The following is a 19,532-nucleotide window of genomic DNA, read 5'->3' as shown; positions in this document are numbered from 1 at the left end:
GTCATTTCTTTTTGTGTCATGTTGAATATCTCCTCTCTCATGTATGACATTATATCAGAATAATTTCAATATGACATTATCACAGAATAACAACATTTTTTGGCTTTTTGGCTTGAATTTTTGATAGAAAATGAATATAATTATAATATGATAAGGGGCTGTAGCTCAGCGGGAGAGCACCACACTCGCATTGTGGGGGTCGAGGGTTCAAATCCCTTCAGCTCCACCATAGATAAAACCACCTGGGTGAGTCAGGTGGTTTTTTTATTTTTTTGTGTCGTGTTGCAGCCGACAGGATTGCGTATTGCAGATGTCTAGGTTCTGTGTTAAGCTGTAAGGGGAGGGAGAACTATGGCTATAATTGATGTCAGCTATTTTTCAAATGCTCTTATGAGAAACGTTGTGTACAAAGCAGTTATCCCCACAGATTCACCTGCCATGAAAAATATTGCTCCACATGAGGTGAAGCCTTTCAAGACGCTTTACTTGCTGCACGGAATCATGGGTGGGCACAACGATTGGCTGGTGAATACCCGCATAGCCAAGCTGGCTCAAAAGTACAACGTGGCAGTGATTATGCCGTCGGGAGATAACAGCTTCTACGTTGACCAGCAGGCGGGGCATAACTATTATGGCGAGTTTATTGGGCGTGAACTGGTGGAAGAAACGAGAAAATTGTTCCCATTGTCTTTTAAACGGGAGGATACCTTCATAGGTGGGCTTTCCATGGGCGGTTACGGGGCTCTCAGAAACGGGCTTAAGTATTATAACACCTTTGGCGCTATAGTAGCCCTTTCGGCAGCATTGATAATCGATCAGGCTGTGGCTTCCAGCGAAGAGGCCGAGTGGATATTTGCACGGAGAAGCTATTATGAGTACGTCTTCGGTGATCTGTCAAAATTGAAGGGCAGCGATAAGGATCCCGAATTCCTTGTAAAGAAGATAAAAGAGGAGAAGGGCGTCATCCCCAGGATTTATATTGCCTGCGGGACGGAAGACTTTTTGGTAGAGAACAACCGCAAATTTAGGGATTTTTTGGCAGCAGAAGGCGTTGAACACACCTATGTAGAGGATAGAGGATTCCACGACTGGAAATTTTGGGATAAATACATAGAGAAGGCGTTGCAGTGGCTGGTGGAGTGATTTTATCAGATTGGCTGGCTTTGAGAGCATTTAACGATGCTACCACCAAAACCAACTGGGGTGGATTGCTGGCCATGTCAACTCTTTCGCTGGTACCTGTACTCATAATTTTCTTTGCTTTCCAGCGGTATTTGATTGAAGGCATCGCAACCACAGGCCTTAAAGCTTGATTTATAAAGTTATAGTCATAACTGAAGGTTCAAAAATGAGGGAAGGGGTGAGCTTATGAGCTTATGCCCTCCTCTTTTATTTTTTGGAGAATTAATTTTGTTGACACCAATTATTTAAATGCTATATAATTCAGGTGTGAAATATTTGATAAATTTGCTATAGGCAATTTTTTATATTCTTTGCAGTCTTGTCGTGCTCACGAAAAGATAGTCATGATGTCCATTGCAGGATTCATTCCAGCATTAAGGTAGGCAGGCGATAAGCAAATCTAACGGAGGTGATCCAGGTGAATGGTTCTTTGGAGCTGGAGGTTTACAAGGCTTTGAGGGATGCGTACAACGGCATCAAGAGGGAATTGCACAATAAGCTGGCACAGAACGGCATCACTTGGCCCCAGTTTCACGCGCTGTATCATATCGGCGATGAAGGCATTCCCAGCCACGAGCTGGCAAAGGAGCTCAACTGCAATGCCAGCAACATGACAGGGCTAATTGACCGCATGGAGCAGAACAACTGGGTTTACCGCGTACACTGCAAGGACGACAGGCGCGTGTGGTTGATTAAGCTGACCGAAGAGGGCAAGAGGCTGAAGGAAGAGCTGATTCCTAGGCATCAAAAGAATATAGAAGAGAGGATGGGGGTGTTAAGCCAGGAAGAGCTGAAAACTCTTAAAAGTTTGCTGGATAAGCTTATAAAGGGTAATCATTAAAAGGGAATTAAGGGGGATTCTTATGAAGGAACTGAAAGCGCTTATGCGATATATGAAGCCCTATAGGCTTCATATATTTGTTGCTACAGTTTGCATGATAATGGTTACGGCGATGAATATGGCAGGTCCGTGGATGATTCGCAACCTGATAAGCACGGTGACCCAAAGCATAGAGGGGAAGGCAAGCATAGCTCAGGTCAATTTCCTTGCGCTGGCCGTAATTGCTATATACTTGTTGAGAGCGGTGTCGCAGTTTGGTACCAACTACATATCTCACTATGCCGCGTGGAAGATACTGGAGAACATAAGGAGCCATCTGTATGACCATCTGCAGAAGCTGTCGCTGAGGTTTTTCCATGACAAGCAAACGGGAGAGCTCATGTCCAGGGTTCTCGATGACACTCGAAACTTTGAACAGCTGCTGGCTCATGCCATCCCAACTCTGGTGGTCAACGGCTTGATGCTGATCGGGGTGTCTGTCATCCTGTTTTCCATGAATTTGAAGCTGGCGCTTTACACACTTATACCTATTCCCTTGCTTTTCTGGATGGTTGTGAAGTTCAGCAAGATATCCCGTCCAATGTTTAAGGAAGCGCAGAAAGAAATTGCAGAGGTTAGCGCAATCCTTCAGGATAATTTTTCCGGGATCAAGGAGATCAAGGCTTTCACTCAGGAGGAATACGAAAGCAAACGCACTTTGAGCCGGATAGCCGCTTACACCAGGGCCATATTGCGCGCGCTTAAGCTGAGCAATGCTTTTCATCCCAGTATAGAGTTTGTATCCGGACTGGGGACGGTTATAGTCATATTCTTCGGTGGCAGGCTGGCCCTGGCCAATCAGCTGGCGCTGGAGGATTTGGTGGCTTTTCTGCTATACCTTAATACCTTTTACCAGCCCATAACCTCATTTGGGATGATCAATGAAGGTATACAGCACGCGCTGGCCAGTGCTGAACGGGTGTTTGAGATATTGAATGAGGAGCCTGAGATAAAGGATGACCCCGATGCAATAAAGGTGGACAGGGTCAAGGGCAAGATAGAGTTCAGAAATGTAAGTTTCCGCTATGTCGATGACGTGCCGGTATTGAAAAACGTGTCCTTTAAGGTGAATCCTGGCGAGATGATAGCGCTGGTAGGCCCCACGGGGGTGGGTAAGACCACCATTGCCAACCTGATACCCAGGTTTTATGACCCTGATTCCGGCCAGATCCTAATAGACGACATAGACATAAGAAAGATTAAGCTGAGCAGCCTGAGAAAACAGATAAGCATGGTGTCGCAGGACGTATTCTTGTTCAATGGTACCGTGAAGGAAAACATTCTATATGGTCGGCCTGATGCCACCGATGAAGAGGTCATTGCAGCCGCAAAGGCTGCCAATGCCCACGATTTTATAATGGAGCTGCCCGAAGGATACAACACGAGGGTAGGCGAAAGGGGCGTGAAGCTGTCGGGAGGGCAGAAACAGAGGATTTCCATAGCCCGTGCGCTTCTTAAGGATGCACCAATATTAATTCTGGATGAGGCCACTTCATCGGTCGATACCCAGACTGAAAAGTTGATCCAGGAGGCTCTGGAGAATCTTATGAAGAACAGGACCACCATAGTGATTGCTCACCGTCTGTCGACCATTCGCGATGCTGACCAAATCATCGTGCTCAAGGATGGTGAAATAGTGGAAGCTGGTAGGCACAATGAGCTTCTCAAGAAAGGGGGCCTGTACAGCCAGCTGTGTAAGGCGCAGAGCACAAGTGAGGAATTGATGGCTGTTTAGTGAACCTAAACGCAGGGATAAACTCCTGTGTGCATCTGCTTAGGGAGGGCCCTAAATTTATTGAAGAGAGGCCGTCATTGAATATGGGAAATAACGGAGAATTTTTAGCTTTATGTCCGTTTTATATTGACGAAAGGTGTTTAAAAAATATATAAAACTATATAAAAAACAATTTTATGCAGAAAGGGGCTTTAAAAGATGGCCATAAAGTGGAGGAAGGATCTGGAGATCGGAATTGATGAAATTGACAATCAACACAAGTCCCTGGTGGAGGCCATGAATAAGTTGCTGGAGGCCAGCGCTGCCGGTAGGGCTAAACAGGAAATCGGCAACACCCTTGACTTTCTTTCAGATTACGTTATAACGCATTTTAACTATGAGCAGGAATATCAGAAAAAGCACAATTACCCCAAATATGAAGAACATCTGAAATTGCACCAGTTCTTTTTGCAGGAAGTTGAGGGGATGAAAAGGAAGTTTGATCAGGAGGGGGCGACTCTTCCTTTCATTGTTCAGTTTAACAAAAAAATCGTAGATTGGTTTGTGAACCATATTAGTAAGGCTGATAAGGATTATGCGAAATATATACAATCCATAAAGGGTGCAATAAAATAGCTTTTTATGTTTCAGTATTAAAGAAAGTTTTGTCGTGAGTAGATTGTTGTGAATAAGGTTGTGCAGTGAGGATTTTATTTACTGGGCTGCCGTCACTCACAGCTTAAAAAAGCCTCCTGTTCCACTCTGGCCTTTTCCTTAAGCATGACCTGTATGAGCTGGTGAAACTCCCTGCAATCCTCGTCATCAAGTAGCTTTTCCAAGGCTTGGGCGTATTTGCTGTCAAAGGCCTGCCAAAATCGCTTCATGGACATAAACGCATCCACGTCCATAAGATAGGGCTGAAGGGTGGGTATGATTTGCGTTTTGAGGCGTTTGAATATTTGAAACCCTCCCAGGTCCATGTCGCCCCAGTGGTAAAATGTGATGCCGCGCCTGTAAGCGGCATCATATATTTTTTTGAAGAACAGCCCTTTTACCGGGCTGTAAAAGCCGCCGTGGTATATCACCAGCTCCTCAGGTGTCCTCCTTTTAAATACATAATCTACGTAGTTGGCCTTGTTTTCTATAAAAAGGATGCGCTTTACTTCCGGCAAATCGGAGATCACGAGGTCGCGTATGGTTGGGGCGTTGATGGCCACCCCGTGTACCAGAGGGGAGAAATCCACGGCCTGGCCATGGATGGAGGCTAGCATGTTACCGCAAAACTCTACCTGTTCGGGAGCCTTGACAATGCCGATGAGGGCCAAAATCTCATCATCGGTCCATTCTCCAGCCTGCAGGTCTTCTTCCTGCCAGTATTTTTTGAGAATTCCCAGCAGCCTTCGGCGCAGATTTTTTTCGAAGTATTTGGAGTCGCCGAAGCACCTTAAGCTGAACACCCGCTCGAGCAGTTCATCTTCTCCTTTGGTATCGATAAAGAGCAGCGCCTTCAAAAGATTTTGCATAAGGTCGCTGTTCTCGGGGAGAAAAGGGGGGATAGACAGCTTTTGTTCCATCCATGCTTGAGCATCCTCTAAAAAGTTGCGGATCCAGGGGGAGGTGACGCGGCTTTTGAGCTCGCACACCTTGGCAAGAGCATTTTCCACCTGTTCCCGTTTGGGCACTCTTTCGGCCTGCCTGTACGCTTCCTGCAGCGCGTCCAGCTTTAGCCATATGCGGCTGATGATGTTGCCTTTCTCAAAGCGCATCCATTCAAATCCGATTAATCCTTCTTTTTCAAGGTCCATCACCACCGAATTGATGAGTTCTTTGGTGGGTGTGTGCTCTATGTCGTATTCAGGGAATTCATCAGAGCATAAGTTTATGAGAATCCTCCGGTTTGTCGAAGCAGTGCCTTTATAGGCACTGCTTCTTTCATACTTGTCCAGCAGCCGGTTGAGTATCAGCTTCCTGTAGTTCATACATCTCCTCCCTTATCCGTTTGGCATCAAAGGCTTTGACGAACGACCTGTTCCCGCTTCTTATCACGCACAGGGTTCTGTCCACAAGGGGGGCTATATCGCCTATTTTCTCGGATGGAGCCGACAGTATGGCCTGAAGCCCGAACTTGCGCAGAAGTTTGATGCTTTCCTGTATTCTGTCGCTGTCCATCTTGCTGAAAGCCTCGTCAAACATTATAAGCCGAATGGTATTGCCCGACTCGTTATTGTATCGCGTTCGATACAGCTGGGCAAACGAGGCCAGCATGGCTATATAGAAGGGGGTTTGGGTTTCGCCGCCCGACTTTTTGTGCAGGGTTTTTGAGAGCCGCTGTTGCCTGTCCTGGCTGTCGGTGACTATGAGGTCAAAGGTAAGATAAGTCTTGTAGTCGGTAAACCGCTTGATGTTCTTTTCCAGCTCAGCCCGGGCATCGGCATCCAGTTGCGAGTCGACGTTGGTGATCTGCTTAAACAGCTCTTCGATGGCGTCTCGATGCTTTTCGAGAAAGACCTGTGACGCCAGGTTGTAGCCGTCCATCAGCAGTTCGTCAGTTATCATGTCGTAAAACCGCCGGTACTCCGGCCTGGGGCTTACTACAAACCTGTACCTGTCATTCCCAAAGCTGCTCTCCTTCAAGGCGGTGTTGAGCTCTTCAATCTGCTCCTTGACCATGTCTATGTTGGCTTTGAGCTTGGCCAAAAAGTCGTCGCGGAACTGCTGGTAGGCCTTTTCCTTGGCATCCTTGATCTTCTCCATGTATTCGGGCAGCTTGATGGCCTTAAGCTCGTTGAGCTCCTTCTCGTAGGGCCCGTTGTCGGGGAGGTTAATATCGTATGACATGCGGTATTCCCGGTTGTATTCCGAACGAGCGGCCACCAGCTCCTCTTTCTTCTTCGTCATCTGGCTTTGTGTCCGGGCCAGTTGGCTGTAGAAGTTATTGTAAATTTCGACAGCCGAAGCCCTGCTGGACAGTTCCTTTTCAAAGCGTGGTTCGCCCTTCTCCTGAATCCAATTGCCGGGGAACTCGCTGTTTATTTTGTTTCGATAGAATTCGACTTTCTGCTTTTCTGCAGGCAACTTATTTTCTGCTATTTCGTTGTTTTTGGTCTTAAGCCCAATGAGCTCGGTCAGGCAGGCTTGTTCCTCATTTTTCAGGTTTTCAATCTCTTTTTCCATCGCCTTTATCTTTTTGTCCAGCTGCGCCAGCCAGCTTAAGTCCAGTTTCCCAAGTTCATCAACTATGTCCTTAAGCTTTGCTTCCAGGGAGGGTATGACTTTGCTCTTTTCCAGCACCTCCAAGATGTTTTCGGCCTCATTGAGGTTCATGGACTCCATGGAGTATATGCTGCGCAGACCTTGAGACATGCTTTCAAGGCTGGTTACTTCTTTTTCAATCTGGGCTATCTGTGCCGTTTTGCTTTCAATCTGCTCCTCAATGGCCCTTCGGCCGATATATGGATTTCTCCAGCGGTCGGGGTGGAGCTGGCGTGCCACGAAATTTTGATACAGCATGCACGAATCGGTTATGGCCCGCGGGTAATTCCGCAGGTCCTCCACTTTATCGCACTTTATGACGTTGCCCATTACAAAATCGACGAACATCCGGGCGTAGGGGTTGGAGGTCTCCACCTCTTGTGCCAGGCTGTTTTCCATGGCAGCGGGCTTAAGCTCGGCGAGCCTGCCGGTATCCACCAATCCTAGGTCATAGAAGCCTCTTTCAAATTTCAATTTGTCATATACTTTCAAGGCATCCACGAAGTACTCCGGCTCCACTATGAGATAAAACTTTTGGGTGTGAAGGTAGGCTTCTATGGCGTTCCTCCAGCGCATGTCTCGTATTTCTAGCAGGTCGGCCAGAATGTGTACCTGCACTTCACGGCCGTATTTAGCCGAGAGAGCAGAGGAGATTTCATTTTTAAGTTCCAACAGGTTTCGGGCATAGGGTTTTATCCCGCGTTTTAGATTCTCTACCTCATCTGCAAGTTCACTCAGTAGCCTTTTGGCCTTGATTATTGCGCTATCGATAAGATTTCCTATTCTGGCTGCTGTCTGTTTGAGGTTGTTTATTAAGGTTATTATATCGTCAAACCCCTGAACGGCCATGGCATCAAGGATTTCGCTATCGGCTTTGAGCAGCTGCTCGGCATAAGTTAAAGCTTGCTCAGAGAATTCCATCAGCTTGTTCCAGTCGGCCTCTATATCCTGCCAGTTCAAAACGCGAGGTTCGTCCCATGGCGTACCTTGCCGCACGGCGGTAGGCTCTGCTTTGGAGAGCTGCGCCGTCCGGGTTGCGTCACGGCATTGCGGTGTCTGGCTGCTCTGCAGGGCATGTATGCACTCGCGCCATACCCTGCCGTAATGCCGCATTCGTTTTATGGTGCGTGTCAGGTCGCCTTTGAGCTGCTGGAGCTGCTCTTCCAGCCGGGCTTTCTGGCTCTGCAGCGCATCCATTTTTCTGTATATATCTGACGAGATTTTATCGGCTATCAGCTGTTCGTGTTCCTTTTCCAGCGCTTTTATGTTTTCTCTGATGCTGTTTATTTTGGCCTCCATTTCGTTTATTTTCTGCTGGTTGTCGCTATAGGCTTTTTCGAGCCGTGCCACCTCATCAAGCGCCATCTGAAGCTGGGCCCGCTCTATGATGTAGCTGTGTATTGCAAACCTCTGCTTTTCTTCCATATACGCGTTGTATTTTTGCTGGATATCCTCCAGTGCGGCTATGCGCTTCATCATCATTTCTGCGTCCTGTTCCAGCCTCTTGTAATAGCGGATGTTGTCCTGCATAAGGCTTATGTCGACAGGGCCTTTTATGTCGCACACGTCATTGGTGATGAAGGACTCGATGTCGGCGATGGGGGAGAAGGGTACGGCCTTTTTGAACAGGCTGAAATACTTTAATTTAAGGCCACCCAGCTTGCCCCTGAGTATGTCCTGGTATCCACGATTTGTCTCTGGAAACTGGAACTTCCCTCTTTTGTAGTTCTTCATAAAGTAGCTGCGCAGCTCTTTAAAAGACATAGGGGTATTGTTTTGAATAAAGTGGTTCTCGGGCAAGGAGTCATCCAGTATAAAGAACCGGTGTTCAAATGTGCCATCGTCGTAGCAGTCAAACACCACTCCAAGGGTAAACCAGTTGTCTTTGAAGTCATCGTAAAACTCACAGGCTATATAGCTGGTGAACCTGCCGCTTCTTAAGTATCTAAATCCGGCATCGCCGTCGTCGCCGATCTCGCCCCAGAGGTAGCCTTTGAGCGTCCTGGCAGACTTGTCGTTGGCGGCCTTGTTAAAGAAATGGCCGCTGGTGTCCCCAAGCAGCAGAAGCTGTATGGCGTCAATTATGGTGGACTTTCCGGCGGCGTTGGCACCTGTTAAAAAATTTATGGTATCAAATTCGATGAGCTCCTTCCAAAAGTAGTGCCAGTTGATGAGAAGGAGCCTGGTGAGCTTTTTCATTCTTCCACCTCGCCTCTTATTATGTCTTGGTCCTCGGTTTCCTCGCTTTCTTGATCGGAATCCTCTTCATCGCCGAGGGTTTCGTATATTCGGCTGATCTTTTCATTGGTGACCACAAACAGTATCGAAGGCAGGATGAGCAGCTTGTTATCAGGATCTTCCCACCGTCCTTCCAGCTTTTGTATGATGTTGTAATAGGCCAGCTGACGTAAGGCCTCGGCAAGGTCACGGTCAGAGGGCTTCTTCTTTATAAGCCCCAGCGTCAGCATTTTATGGACGATTTGGCCCGTGCTAGTCAAAACCTCCTTGCGAAGGGTCACCTTTTCCCGCTCTTCTTCGAATATAAGGCGCAGTATGAATAGTATGAGGGTGGTGTTTCGGTCAAGCCTGACTCGGTTGTACTCGTAAGTGTTCACAAGGGCAATTACTCCGTACTGGCTGTCCTTGTAAAGCGCCCAGCCGGAGAACCACAGGTATTCGTTGAACAGCGCAAAGTTGCGCTCTACGAAGCGATATTCGGGGTTTACGCGCATCATCCCTTCTTTGGGATCGTAAACATCCCGTATGATGAAGGTGCGGGACAGAATAAGGTTCAAAAGCCTTCTGAACTCTTCTTTTTCTGAATTGCTGAGCTTCTCGTATTCTTCAACCCACATTGGCCTTGTCCTTTCTTATAAACCTCATTTTGGGGATTCTGTAACCATTATTATATACGTATCCATCCATAAATTCCACCCTGTAGAACGCCTTACGGTCGTAGCCCTTTAAGGTGGCCAGCATGAGAAGGATGAAGGATTCATCATCGGTGAGCGGAACTTCATGGCTGTATACCACATCGAAGTCCTTCATTATATTTCTCATAAAAGCCATTATTCTGGTGTGATTGTAGCTTTTTTTGGCTTTGTCCAGGAACTCCTTCACTATATCCTCTTCATGGTCCTCATGGGATGGCGGCAGCTGCAAGGGTAGGCTTTCGAGCTTCTTGTGCCGTGCAGCCCTTACATACAGTGAATTCTCGTCGATGTATCCCTGGTGGAACAATTCCACAGCTCCCTGCAGTTTGGCGACCAGGGCTTCTTGCTTTTCTTGTGAGCTGTCGGCAACCCTCTTTAAGATCTCCACAATCTTTCCCTTGATGCTGCGGTCGGTGTTTAAAAGATAGCGCATCTTCTCGACGGATGCCCGGGTATAGGCCGTGTTCTTGCGGTCAATCTCTTCAAGTATGTGGTCCAGGCGCTCGTAGGTGTCCATGATATACCCGATTTTATTGATGATGTCTTCATGCCCTTCTTCAAGGGTTTTGTATCGACCGCGCATCATGGCTTGCTCCACCGTACGCTGGCGCAGCGAGCTGTCTGTCAGCCAACGCTGAAGGAACCGAAGTATTGGGGTCTTGTAGCGAGGGATGGAGTCTAGAGTCTTCAAGGGGTGGTATATTCGGTCGCTTATCAAGGTTTTGTATTCGTCAAAGTGCCCTTTCAGCACCTCGTTTACCGTTGCAAACTCGCTTAAAGCCTGATGATAGCGGCGGATGTTGTTGTGCAGGGACTTGAGCTCATCCACCAGCTTGACGGTGTTTTCGTATGCCGTGAGCAGTGCGTTATAATTGCTGGAGTCTTCCTGCTCTTCATGGGCGGTCTTTAAGGCCGAGTAAGTGGAAAACACATAGGAATTGTACTCCTTCAAGTTTTCGTCGGTAAAGGAAAATAGCAGGTTGATGAGCTTTATGGAATAATCCGGAAGCGTAACCACTTCCTCGAAGGAGTCATCCTGATACTCTATATCGATCCAGCCGGTGTCTTTAAGGCGCCTCAATATAAAGTGTGCGATGGCTGATAGGCTGATGTTGCTTTCATTGGTACCGTTCAAATTATTTTCATTTAAAGGCTCTTCCATATCCTCCAGCTCTTCCGACATATCGACGCCCAGCATTTTCTCATCCAGGTTGGATATGAGCATGGAGACCAGGTCGTCCTTCTTTATGGTCATCTCCTGGCGGAAGGCCTTTCTCAGCACGAACAGCGCATCCGCGTAAATATATTTGTTTTTGGATGCCAGAATGGAGAACAGATTTTGCGGCAGCACATCAAAAAGATGCATGGTAGCCTGTCCCTTCCTTATAAGCAAATTTTATTGACATTAGGCATCGCAGTTAACAAAACTGCTTGCCTGAAGAGAACTTTTCTTTAAGCAAAATATTATTTTTATTGATATTGGCTCGCCTTTTGTCGAATAATTGGTACGGCGAGTTGTCATAATAAGTTTAACACATAGCCATTGATAATTAAAGCTGCTTTTCAATTTTTGTATATTCTGGGCGAATATCGATTGAAAACGGTTTATAAAAATGGTAGTATAAAAATGGATAGTTATAAGAGAAGAAGGGGAATATTGTCATGATTCCATTGAGAGATACCATACCCAGCAGGCGCGAACCCTTGGCAACAGTTCTGCTTATAGTCATCAATGTAATGATATTTGTAGGTCAGTCATTGATGCCCGACGTGAGGTTTGCACAGTTCGTGTACCAGTACGGGTTTATACCTGCCAGGTTTTTAAAATCGATAGCACAGCTCGGGTTTTTTGAAGCAAGTACATACATGCCCCTTTTTTCGAGCATGTTTCTTCACGGTAACTGGGTACACCTCCTAAGCAATATGTGGGTGCTGTGGCTGTTTGGCGATAACGTGGAGGATTTAATGGGCAGCATAAGGTTTGTGATATTCTATATCCTGTGTGGTTTGGTGGCGGGATTTACCCATTTTTTGTTCAACCCCACATCAAATGTGCCTACCGTTGGGGCTTCAGGAGCTATTGCCGGCGTCATGGGCGCTTACTTCATTCTGTTCCCTCATTCCAGGATTGTGACCCTGGTTCCGTTCTTTTTCTTCTTGCCCATGTTCATACACGTGCCGGCCTTCATATACCTGATTTTGTGGTTTATAAGCCAGCTGTATTCGGGGGTCATACAGTGGATAGGCGGCGGAAGCGTGGGTGGTATAGCCTGGTGGGCACACATAAGCGGGTTTTTGGCCGGGATGTTTATCCACAGGATATTCATTGCGCGGAGAGGGTATAGGTATTATTGAGGGTAATGATACCATCTATAGTAGTTAATTGAATCTAAGAAGGAAGTGTAAATAATTTTGTGTATGGGAGCCTTTGGCTCCTTTGCGGAATGCATAAGGGTATTCTTTCTCCCATTTTTTTTAAGTTCATACAACATCTCTAAAGCAGTTTCATCATTCGGTGCTGTATATACGCTCTTGAAATCCTTTGTAAACTCCTTTAAATCCTTATATGACACGTATTTGAAGGAATTGCGCAGCTGGTGGATTATGCACCTTTGTACCTCTGCCTTCGGATATACAGCCTCAATAGCCTCTTCTAAGCCCGTTAACCCATCTAGGCAAAATATCAGTACGTCCTCTACCCCTCTGTTCTTAAGGTCGTTAAGTACACCTAGCCAGAACTTTGCTGATTCATTATCCCCAATCCATATGCCAAGAATGTCCTTGTAACCTTCAAGGTCTATCCCTACAACCACATAGGCGGCTCGTTTATTAACCTGTCCTTCATCACGTACCTTATAGTGTATGGCATCCATGAAGATGAATGGATACACCTTTTCAAGCGGCCTGTTTTGCCATTCCTTTATCTCAGGTACTATCCCCTCAGTTATCTTACTTACCAGCTCAGCCGATACTTCTACTCCGTATAGTTCCTTGATTTGTTCGTGAATGTCTCTGGTGCTCATCCCTTTGGCATACAAAGATATAACCTTTTCTTCAATGCCAGAAACATCTCTTGAGTATTTAGGTACTATTTTAGGATTATATTCTCCTTTGCGGTCTCTTGGGATATTCAATTCAACAGGTCCCAGTTCACTGCGTACAGTCTTAGAACTATAGCCATTTCTGGTATTGTGAGAGTTGGCAGGCGGTTTTTTACCTTTGGAGTAGCCAAGATGTACATCCATTTCTGCCTCCAGCATTTCTTGAAGGATATCCTTAAAGGAGTCCTTCAAGAATTTCATAATTTCTTGAGGAGTTTGAAAATTGTTTTCCTTAATTATTTCTCTTACCACTTCTTTTGGCAAAACACCCATAATAAAACGCTCCTTTCTGATTTTATGTTGTTAATTTTATCCAGAAAGGAGCTTTGCTATTCATCCATACACAAAATTTTGGACAGTCTCTCTACTGGCAAACCCAGGGCCTGACGAGCTTAATCGAGCGCTATCAAAGTCTTCGTCAAGCTTGGTGAACTGCCGGATGCGGACCCGCATGTCCGGTGGTGTGAGGGGACGGGGGTTAATCGCCCCCTCCTACTCGATGGCCTACTTTCCACAACGCATTACGGTTTTTATAGCTCATCTCCCATATGCTTTTCTATATATTTCCTCCAGCTCGCTTACCAGTGGCATCCTGGGATTGGTGACGGTGCACTGGTCTTCAAATGCCTTATCTGCCAGTTCTTTTACCTTTGCCTCGAATTCCTCCCGCGGTACGCCGCATTCCGCAATGGTCAATGGCATGTTGAGTTGCTTCATCAAATTTACGATGGCATCGATCAGGCTGCGTACCCCTTCTTGGGCGGTAGATGCCGGAAGGCCGAGGTACCTGGCTATTTCAGCGTATTTTTTGTCGGCTACATAGTGCTGGTATTTGGGCCAGGTAGCAAATTTTGTGGGCTTTTGAGCATTATATTCGATCACGTGCGGAAGCAGTATGGCATTGGCCCGACCATGAGGGATGTGGAATTCTCCTCCAAGCTTGTGCGCTAGGCTGTGGTTGATGCCCAGGAATGCGTTGGTGAAAGCCATACCGGCTATGCAGGATGCGTTGTGCATCTTTTCTCTGGCCTCTTTGTCATTGCCATCTTTGTAAGCCCGTGGCAGGTATTCAAACACCAGCTGTATCGCCTTTATGGCCAGTGCATCGGTATAGTCTGAAGCCATGGTGGATACGTAGGCTTCTATTGCATGGGTCAGCACATCCATTCCCGTATCGGCTGTTATGTGAGGGGGTACGGTGATAACTAAATTGGGATCGATTATGGCCACATCAGGGGTGAGTTCATAATCGGCTAGGGGATATTTCGTGTTGTTCCTCTTATCTGTTATCACCGCAAAGCAGGTTACCTCGGAGCCCGTCCCAGAGGTGGTGGGGATGGCCACCAGCTTTGCCTTACGGCCAAGCTTGAGGAAGTTAAAGGCCCTCTTGCGTATGTCCATGAACTTTAGCCGCAGGGAAGTGAAGTCGGTGTCGGGATATTCGTAATACAGCCACATGGCCTTTGCAGCGTCGATTGCTGACCCTCCCCCCAGGGCTATTATGACATCAGGCTTGAATTTGTTCATGAGTTCGCTTCCGCGCTTTACCGTATCGATGGAAGGGTCAGGCTCCACTTCGGCGAAAATCTCGGAATGGACGTACTGCTGCCTCTTTCTGAGGTAGTACAGCACCTTATCCACATATCCCAGTTTGACCATGGCAGGGTCAGTCACTATGAAGGCCCGGCTGATGTCTGGCATCTTTTCAAGATACTGAATGGAATTGGGTTCAAAGTAAATTTTGGGTGGGACTTTGAACCACTGCATGTTGACCCGTCTTTTAGCCACCCTCTTTATATTGATCAAATTGACGGCTGATACGTTGGCGGTAGTGGAATTCCCACCATAGGACCCGCAACCCAGTGTAAGCGATGGCATATTGGTATTGTATATGTCCCCTATGGCGCCATGGCTCGATGGGGAATTGACAATCAGCCTGCCCACCTTGACCTTTTTGGAAAATAGTTCTATTGCTTTGGGATTCTCAGAATGGATGACGGCCGAATGGCCAAGGCCACCAAATTCAACTATCTGCTGTGCTACCTTAACCCCTTCTTCGTAATCCTTAACGATGTAAAGCGCTAGTATAGGGCTCAGCTTTTCCCTGGACAATGGGTACTCGGGACCCACGCCTTCAAGGTGAGCGACTAGAATCTTTGTATCCTGAGGAACTTCTATACCCGCCATCTTAGCTATGGTATAAGCCGACTGGCCAACCACCGCCGAATTCATCATTCCCTTTTTGTTATCGATTGCGACTGCCTCAAGCTTTTTAATCTCCTCTGGAGTGAGGAAATAGCATTTGTTTTCCTTCATGTAATCTACGGCCTGCTGGGCAATGTCTTCATCAAGGATCACTGCCTGCTCGGAAGCGCATATCATGCCGTTGTCAAATGTCTTTGAGAGAATCAAATCGGTGATGGCCCTTTTGATGTCGGCCGTCTTTTCGATGTAGCACGGCACATTGCCCGGTCCCACTCCAAGGGCGGGTTTGCCGCTGCTATACGCTGCTTTCACCATGCCGGCGCCACCGGTTGCCAGTATCAGAGATACGCCTGGATGGGCCATGAGATATTGCGTGGCCTCAAGGGATGGCCGTTCTATCCATTGAATGCAATGCTTGGGAGCGCCTGCTTTGATGGCTGCATCTCTCATAACTCTGGCGGCTTCACTGCTGCACCTTTGGGCCGCAGGATGGAAAGCGAATATAATTGGATTTCGGGTTTTCATGGATATAAGCGATTTGAACATCGTGGTAGAGGTGGGGTTTGTCACAGGGGTGATGCCCGCGATCACGCCTACCGGCTCTGCTATTTCTACATAGCCTTCAAGGTCGTTCTCCCTGATCACGCCCACCGTTTTCTGATGCCTTATGCTGTTGTATATATACTCAGTGGCAAAAAGGTTCTTGATTATCTTGTCTTCGTATACGCCTCTCTGGGTTTCTTCTACGGCAAGCTTGGCTAACCTCATATGGTGGTCGATTCCCGCCAGAGCCATGGCCTTTACGATGCTGTCGACTTGCTCCTGGGTCATTTCCATGAATTCTTCCAGGGCCTTGTTTGCGTTTTCCACCATGGCATCGATTTCGGCCTTTACATCTTCAGTGTTGTTTACTACCAATGACAGGTTTTCTCTGGCCATATTTTTCCTCCTCCTTTTGCAATAATCCTTGCATTATTGTTAAAAATTTAACTATATCTTTTCTAAAAAATTGGGATTTGCAGGATAAATGGCAATCCCAACTTAAATATACCTTGTCTTCGTGGCTTTGCAATGAACGAAGCAACGCTGAATTGCAGTATATTTGGACCTTTGTATATCCATAATATACGACAGCGCCACCAAATTAGGTTTAAGTTGTAACGCTTTGCATTATAGCAAATCGTTAATTTTTTGTCAATACTGTTTTGGCAAATTATTTTAAATTTTTTGAAGGACTTTCATTAAATCTATAGAAGACTAAAGAAGACTAAATTAAAAGATATTATGTAGGTGATTTGTACTTTAATCTCTGCCAAAGGAGGAAGTGTATATGGATTTTAATGATCTAACCCCTGAGCAAAGAGAGGCCATCCTTGCGGCGCAGAAAAATGAGATCACCGAATATCACATCTATACCAAATTGTCTGCCTCGATAAAGGACCAGCACAACAAAGAGGTTTTGGCCGAGATAGCCGATGAAGAGCTGGCACATTATAAATTCTGGCAGAGGATTACTCGGCAGGACATGAAGCCCGATAGATGGAAGGTATGGCTGTACTTTATAATTTCGAGGGTTTTTGGCCTTACGTTTGGTGTCAAGCTGATGGAAAAAGGCGAACAACGGGCTGAAGAGGTATACACCAAATTGGCCGATACCATGCCTGAGATACATAAGATCGTTCAGGATGAGGACAGGCATGAAAAGAAGCTTATGGAGCTCATCGAGGAGGAGCATTTAAATTACGTTGGGTCAATGGTATTAGGGCTTAACGATGCGCTGGTGGAGCTGACGGGTACCCTGGCAGGGCTGACCTTTGCACTTCAAAACACCAGGTTGATCGCGCTTAGCGGTTTCATAACGGGAATAGCGGCATCCTTCTCGATGGCGGCTTCTGAATATTTATCCACAAAATCTGAGGGAGAGTCACAGATCCCGATTAAAGCGGCTATCTATACAGGCCTTGCCTACGTTTTTACGGTGCTGTTCCTTATCTTCCCGTATTTGCTGTTTGAAAGTTATTTCCTGTGCTTGGGGCTTACGGTCATAAACGCCGTGCTGGTCATACTTATATTTAATTTTTACGTTTCGGTGGCCAAGGATTTGGACTTTAAAAGGCGCTTTCTGGAGATGGTATCCATAAGCCTGGGGGTTGCAGCCCTCAGCTTCTTGATCGGCTTTCTGGTGAGGGTTTTCCTGGGAGTGGAGGTATGAAAATAAGAGCGCACTTGTGGCAGTGGCAAAGGCATAGAAGAGGTAACAAACATCTCCTTATGTGGCATAGTGATGTAGCTGTTTGTTTTCTCCAAAGCCCTGTATTTGGAAAATATAGAAGGCCCGCTCCATGCCAAGGGGCATCTAAAGCATCGCTGTGAATCGCTTGAAAAGACAGGGCGAGGCCATGCGATACCCGAGCTCAAGCGCAGCCATTCTCACGAGTTTGAAAGATAGTTGATAGGTTATTTTGCCATTTAAAGCAATAGCGTTAACGTTATATATATCCTGCAATTCAGTTTGCAGGGTATAATTCTATTTTAGAGGACAATAATGTTGTTGGTATTGAGAATTGGGTGTGGCTTCAATATGCGTTAGTTTAGGGAGGGCTTTGTATGGCAAAATATAAACCTGGTTATTTAAAGCTTCTGGAAAGTGATGAGCTTAAAAACAGGGTGAGGGAAGCCAGAAAACACCTTGATGAATGCAACCTGTGTCCCCATGAGTGTGGGGTCAACAGGAAGGGAGCAATGGGATTCTGCCGCTCATATGATGAAGCAGTGGTGGCCAGCTACGGCCCCCACTTTGGCGAAGAGCCTCCTCTGGTGGGCAGAAATGGCTCAGGTACTATATTCTTTGGTTACTGCAATATGAGATGCGTGTTTTGTCAGAATTGTGAGTTGAGCCATGGGGGAGAGGGAGAGGTTGTGTCCAACGAGGTGTTAGCTGAAGTAATGCTGGTTATACAGAACCATTATCGCTGCCATAACATAAACCTGGTCACTCCCACGCATTTCGTGCCAAATATCCTGGAAGCGCTGTATATTGCAGCACAGAAGGGACTGGAACTGCCGCTTGTTTACAATTGCGGAGGGTACGAGAGGGTGGAAACCCTTAGGCTGCTCGATGGAGTGGTGGATATATACATGCCGGACTTCAAGTACAGCATAGAGGAACGGGGTGTAAAATATTCCAAAGTAAGGGATTATCCTAAGTATGTAAAGAGCGCTTTGAAGGAAATGGATCGCCAGGTGGGCGGTTTGAAGCTGGATGAAAGGGGAGTGGCTTATAAGGGGCTTTTGATAAGGCATCTCGTAATGCCCGGAGGGCTTGAGGATACCAAGGAAATTTTGAGGTTCATAAAAGAAGAGCTTTCGCCCGACTGCGCAGTTAATCTCATGGATCAGTATTACCCTCACTATAAGGCTTATAAATACGAGGAGATTGCGCGGAGATTAAGTCCGGAAGAATATAAAGAAGCATGGCTTTATGCCAAAGAACTGGGGCTCAGATTGATCGAATAAAAATTGAAATTAAGGGGTTTGCATTTTTGTAGATTTTTAATATAATAAATATCGTATTTTCTTAATATAATGATAATACCATAGAGTAATCGCAGGAGGTGATATGGTAAGATATGGTAATGAACTCAGCCAAACAGTATTTATGGCTTGTGCTGATAGCGTTTTGCATTGCAGGCCTTGTATATCCGGCAATAGGGGTGGTTGCGCTGGTGTGCATGCTTGCACCGGTGGTTACAGCGCCCTTCATGGGGAGGAAGTGGTGTAACTCGTTTTGCCCAAGGGGTAGTTTCAACGACGTGATATTGAAGAAGATTACTCTAAAGAAGGGCATTCCCGGCGTGTTTAAGACTACCACATTTAAGGTGATATTCCTGATAATGCTGATGAGCTTTTTTGCCATACAGTTGACCTTTGCATGGGGCAATTGGTCCAGTGTAGGGGCAGTATTTGTTCGCATGGTTCTTATAACCACGATAATCGATATCATACTTGGTATTTACTATCATCAGAGGACTTGGTGTGCCTTCTGTCCTATGGGAACCATGGGCGGATGGGTGTTTAAGCTGAAGAACAGGATAAAAAAGGGTATGATGAAAAGAGATGCAGTTGGCGATAATGTGGTGTAAGGAAATCGATACAGGCTTTTACTGGTATGATAAAACCAACATTGATTCAGAGGAGCTAAAGCCGTTGTTATATGATTAAAAACATGGCAAATATCCGAAAAGCAAAAAAAGGAGAGAGCAGCA

13 protein-coding genes, 1 tRNA gene and 2 pseudogenes are annotated in these 19,532 nt (G+C 46.3%); 10 read left to right on the top strand and 6 right to left on the bottom strand.

Annotated features, from left to right (window positions below; all coding sequences use genetic code 11):
• Window positions 1-154 precede the first annotated feature (154 nt).
• The 6 genes and pseudogenes from BM241_RS09190 (at window position 155) to BM241_RS09165 (ending at window position 4,412) form a co-directional block, all read left to right on the top strand.
• Window positions 155-229 (top strand) — tRNA-Ala (locus BM241_RS09190).
• A 122-nt stretch (window positions 230-351) separates the two neighbouring features.
• Complete coding sequence (locus tag BM241_RS09185) at window positions 352-1,143, top strand: alpha/beta hydrolase (protein ID WP_092282584.1); 792 nt, start codon at window positions 352-354, stop codon at window positions 1,141-1,143.
• A 14-nt stretch (window positions 1,144-1,157) separates the two neighbouring features.
• A pseudogene (locus tag BM241_RS09180) lies at window positions 1,158-1,313 on the top strand (carbohydrate ABC transporter permease); the annotation flags it as partial.
• Window positions 1,314-1,600: 287 nt separating this feature from the next.
• Window positions 1,601-2,023, top strand: coding sequence for a MarR family winged helix-turn-helix transcriptional regulator (locus BM241_RS09175; protein ID WP_025747405.1), 423 nt, complete (start codon window positions 1,601-1,603; stop codon window positions 2,021-2,023).
• A 22-nt stretch (window positions 2,024-2,045) separates the two neighbouring features.
• On the top strand, window positions 2,046-3,797 hold the full coding sequence (locus BM241_RS09170) for an ABC transporter ATP-binding protein (RefSeq protein ID WP_025747404.1): 1,752 nt from the start codon (window positions 2,046-2,048) through the stop codon (window positions 3,795-3,797).
• A 198-nt stretch (window positions 3,798-3,995) separates the two neighbouring features.
• Window positions 3,996-4,412 (top strand): bacteriohemerythrin, encoded by a 417-nt coding sequence (locus BM241_RS09165; RefSeq protein ID WP_035146585.1) that lies wholly within the window; start codon window positions 3,996-3,998, stop codon window positions 4,410-4,412.
• 92 nt (window positions 4,413-4,504) lie between these two features.
• Here BM241_RS09165 and BM241_RS09160 read toward each other — a convergent pair whose 3' ends face one another.
• From BM241_RS09160 to BM241_RS09145, 4 genes are read right to left on the bottom strand one after another with little or no spacing between them, the layout of a single operon-like run.
• Window positions 4,505-5,755 carry a Wadjet anti-phage system protein JetD domain-containing protein gene (locus tag BM241_RS09160; protein ID WP_092282583.1) on the bottom strand — a complete coding sequence of 417 codons (1,251 nt, stop codon included), beginning with the start codon at window positions 5,753-5,755 and terminating at the stop codon, window positions 4,505-4,507.
• A complete protein-coding gene (locus BM241_RS09155; RefSeq protein WP_092282582.1) occupies window positions 5,709-9,227 on the bottom strand; it encodes an ATP-binding protein in 3,519 nt (1,172 codons plus the stop codon). Before BM241_RS09155 ends, BM241_RS09160 begins: the two co-directional genes overlap by 47 nt.
• The gene (locus BM241_RS09150; protein ID WP_025747400.1) at window positions 9,224-9,883 is read right to left on the bottom strand and encodes a DUF4194 domain-containing protein; all 660 of its coding nucleotides are present in this window, start codon (window positions 9,881-9,883) and stop codon (window positions 9,224-9,226) included. Before BM241_RS09150 ends, BM241_RS09155 begins: the two co-directional genes overlap by 4 nt.
• A complete protein-coding gene (locus BM241_RS09145; RefSeq protein WP_092282581.1) occupies window positions 9,873-11,327 on the bottom strand; it encodes a Wadjet anti-phage system protein JetA family protein in 1,455 nt (484 codons plus the stop codon). The genes BM241_RS09150 and BM241_RS09145 overlap by 11 nt, the downstream gene beginning before the upstream one ends.
• A gap of 296 nt (window positions 11,328-11,623) precedes the next feature.
• Between BM241_RS09145 and BM241_RS09140 the strand changes: the two genes are divergently transcribed.
• Window positions 11,624-12,316 (top strand): rhomboid family intramembrane serine protease, encoded by a 693-nt coding sequence (locus BM241_RS09140; protein ID WP_025747398.1) that lies wholly within the window; start codon window positions 11,624-11,626, stop codon window positions 12,314-12,316.
• A gap of 84 nt (window positions 12,317-12,400) precedes the next feature.
• On the opposite strand, the pseudogene BM241_RS09135 reads toward BM241_RS09140, so the two are convergent.
• Both BM241_RS09135 and adhE read right to left on the bottom strand, forming a co-directional pair.
• Window positions 12,401-13,335: pseudogene (locus BM241_RS09135) on the bottom strand (IS256 family transposase); the annotation flags it as partial.
• A 264-nt stretch (window positions 13,336-13,599) separates the two neighbouring features.
• Complete coding sequence (gene adhE, locus BM241_RS09130; protein ID WP_092282580.1) at window positions 13,600-16,206, bottom strand: bifunctional acetaldehyde-CoA/alcohol dehydrogenase; 2,607 nt, start codon at window positions 16,204-16,206, stop codon at window positions 13,600-13,602.
• A 391-nt stretch (window positions 16,207-16,597) separates the two neighbouring features.
• On the opposite strand from adhE, the gene BM241_RS09125 reads away from it, so the two are divergent.
• From BM241_RS09125 to BM241_RS09115, 3 genes are all read left to right on the top strand, one after another.
• The gene (locus BM241_RS09125) at window positions 16,598-17,479 is read left to right on the top strand and encodes a VIT1/CCC1 transporter family protein (protein WP_025747396.1); all 882 of its coding nucleotides are present in this window, start codon (window positions 16,598-16,600) and stop codon (window positions 17,477-17,479) included.
• 395 nt (window positions 17,480-17,874) lie between these two features.
• Window positions 17,875-18,783, top strand: a complete 909-nt coding sequence (locus BM241_RS09120) for a radical SAM protein (RefSeq protein ID WP_025747395.1) — start codon at window positions 17,875-17,877, stop codon at window positions 18,781-18,783.
• 113 nt (window positions 18,784-18,896) lie between these two features.
• A complete protein-coding gene (locus BM241_RS09115; protein WP_051456350.1) occupies window positions 18,897-19,409 on the top strand; it encodes a 4Fe-4S binding protein in 513 nt (170 codons plus the stop codon).
• The last annotated feature ends 123 nt before the right edge of the window (window positions 19,410-19,532 follow it).

This window comes from Caldicoprobacter faecalis, assembly GCF_900115765.1.
GTDB lineage: Bacteria > Bacillota > Clostridia > Caldicoprobacterales > Caldicoprobacteraceae > Caldicoprobacter > Caldicoprobacter oshimai.
This window is presented reverse-complemented; position numbering and strand designations above follow the sequence as displayed.

What these genes read in the sequence shown, in the direction of transcription:
- BM241_RS09185 (WP_092282584.1), top strand. Translation starts at nt 352, where the DNA reads ATGGCTATAATTGATGTCAGCTATTTTTCAAATGCTCTTATGAGAAAC.
- BM241_RS09155 (WP_092282582.1), bottom strand. Translation starts at nt 9,227, where the DNA reads ATGAAAAAGCTCACCAGGCTCCTTCTCATCAACTGGCACTACTTTTGG.
- BM241_RS09120 (WP_025747395.1), top strand. Translation starts at nt 17,875, where the DNA reads ATGGCAAAATATAAACCTGGTTATTTAAAGCTTCTGGAAAGTGATGAG.
- BM241_RS09115 (WP_051456350.1), top strand. Translation starts at nt 18,897, where the DNA reads ATGGTAATGAACTCAGCCAAACAGTATTTATGGCTTGTGCTGATAGCG.
- BM241_RS09140 (WP_025747398.1), top strand. Translation starts at nt 11,624, where the DNA reads ATGATTCCATTGAGAGATACCATACCCAGCAGGCGCGAACCCTTGGCA.
- adhE (WP_092282580.1), bottom strand. Translation starts at nt 16,206, where the DNA reads ATGGCCAGAGAAAACCTGTCATTGGTAGTAAACAACACTGAAGATGTA.
- BM241_RS09150 (WP_025747400.1), bottom strand. Translation starts at nt 9,883, where the DNA reads ATGTGGGTTGAAGAATACGAGAAGCTCAGCAATTCAGAAAAAGAAGAG.
- BM241_RS09160 (WP_092282583.1), bottom strand. Translation starts at nt 5,755, where the DNA reads ATGAACTACAGGAAGCTGATACTCAACCGGCTGCTGGACAAGTATGAA.
- BM241_RS09145 (WP_092282581.1), bottom strand. Translation starts at nt 11,327, where the DNA reads ATGCATCTTTTTGATGTGCTGCCGCAAAATCTGTTCTCCATTCTGGCA.
- BM241_RS09165 (WP_035146585.1), top strand. Translation starts at nt 3,996, where the DNA reads ATGGCCATAAAGTGGAGGAAGGATCTGGAGATCGGAATTGATGAAATT.
- BM241_RS09125 (WP_025747396.1), top strand. Translation starts at nt 16,598, where the DNA reads ATGGATTTTAATGATCTAACCCCTGAGCAAAGAGAGGCCATCCTTGCG.
- BM241_RS09170 (WP_025747404.1), top strand. Translation starts at nt 2,046, where the DNA reads ATGAAGGAACTGAAAGCGCTTATGCGATATATGAAGCCCTATAGGCTT.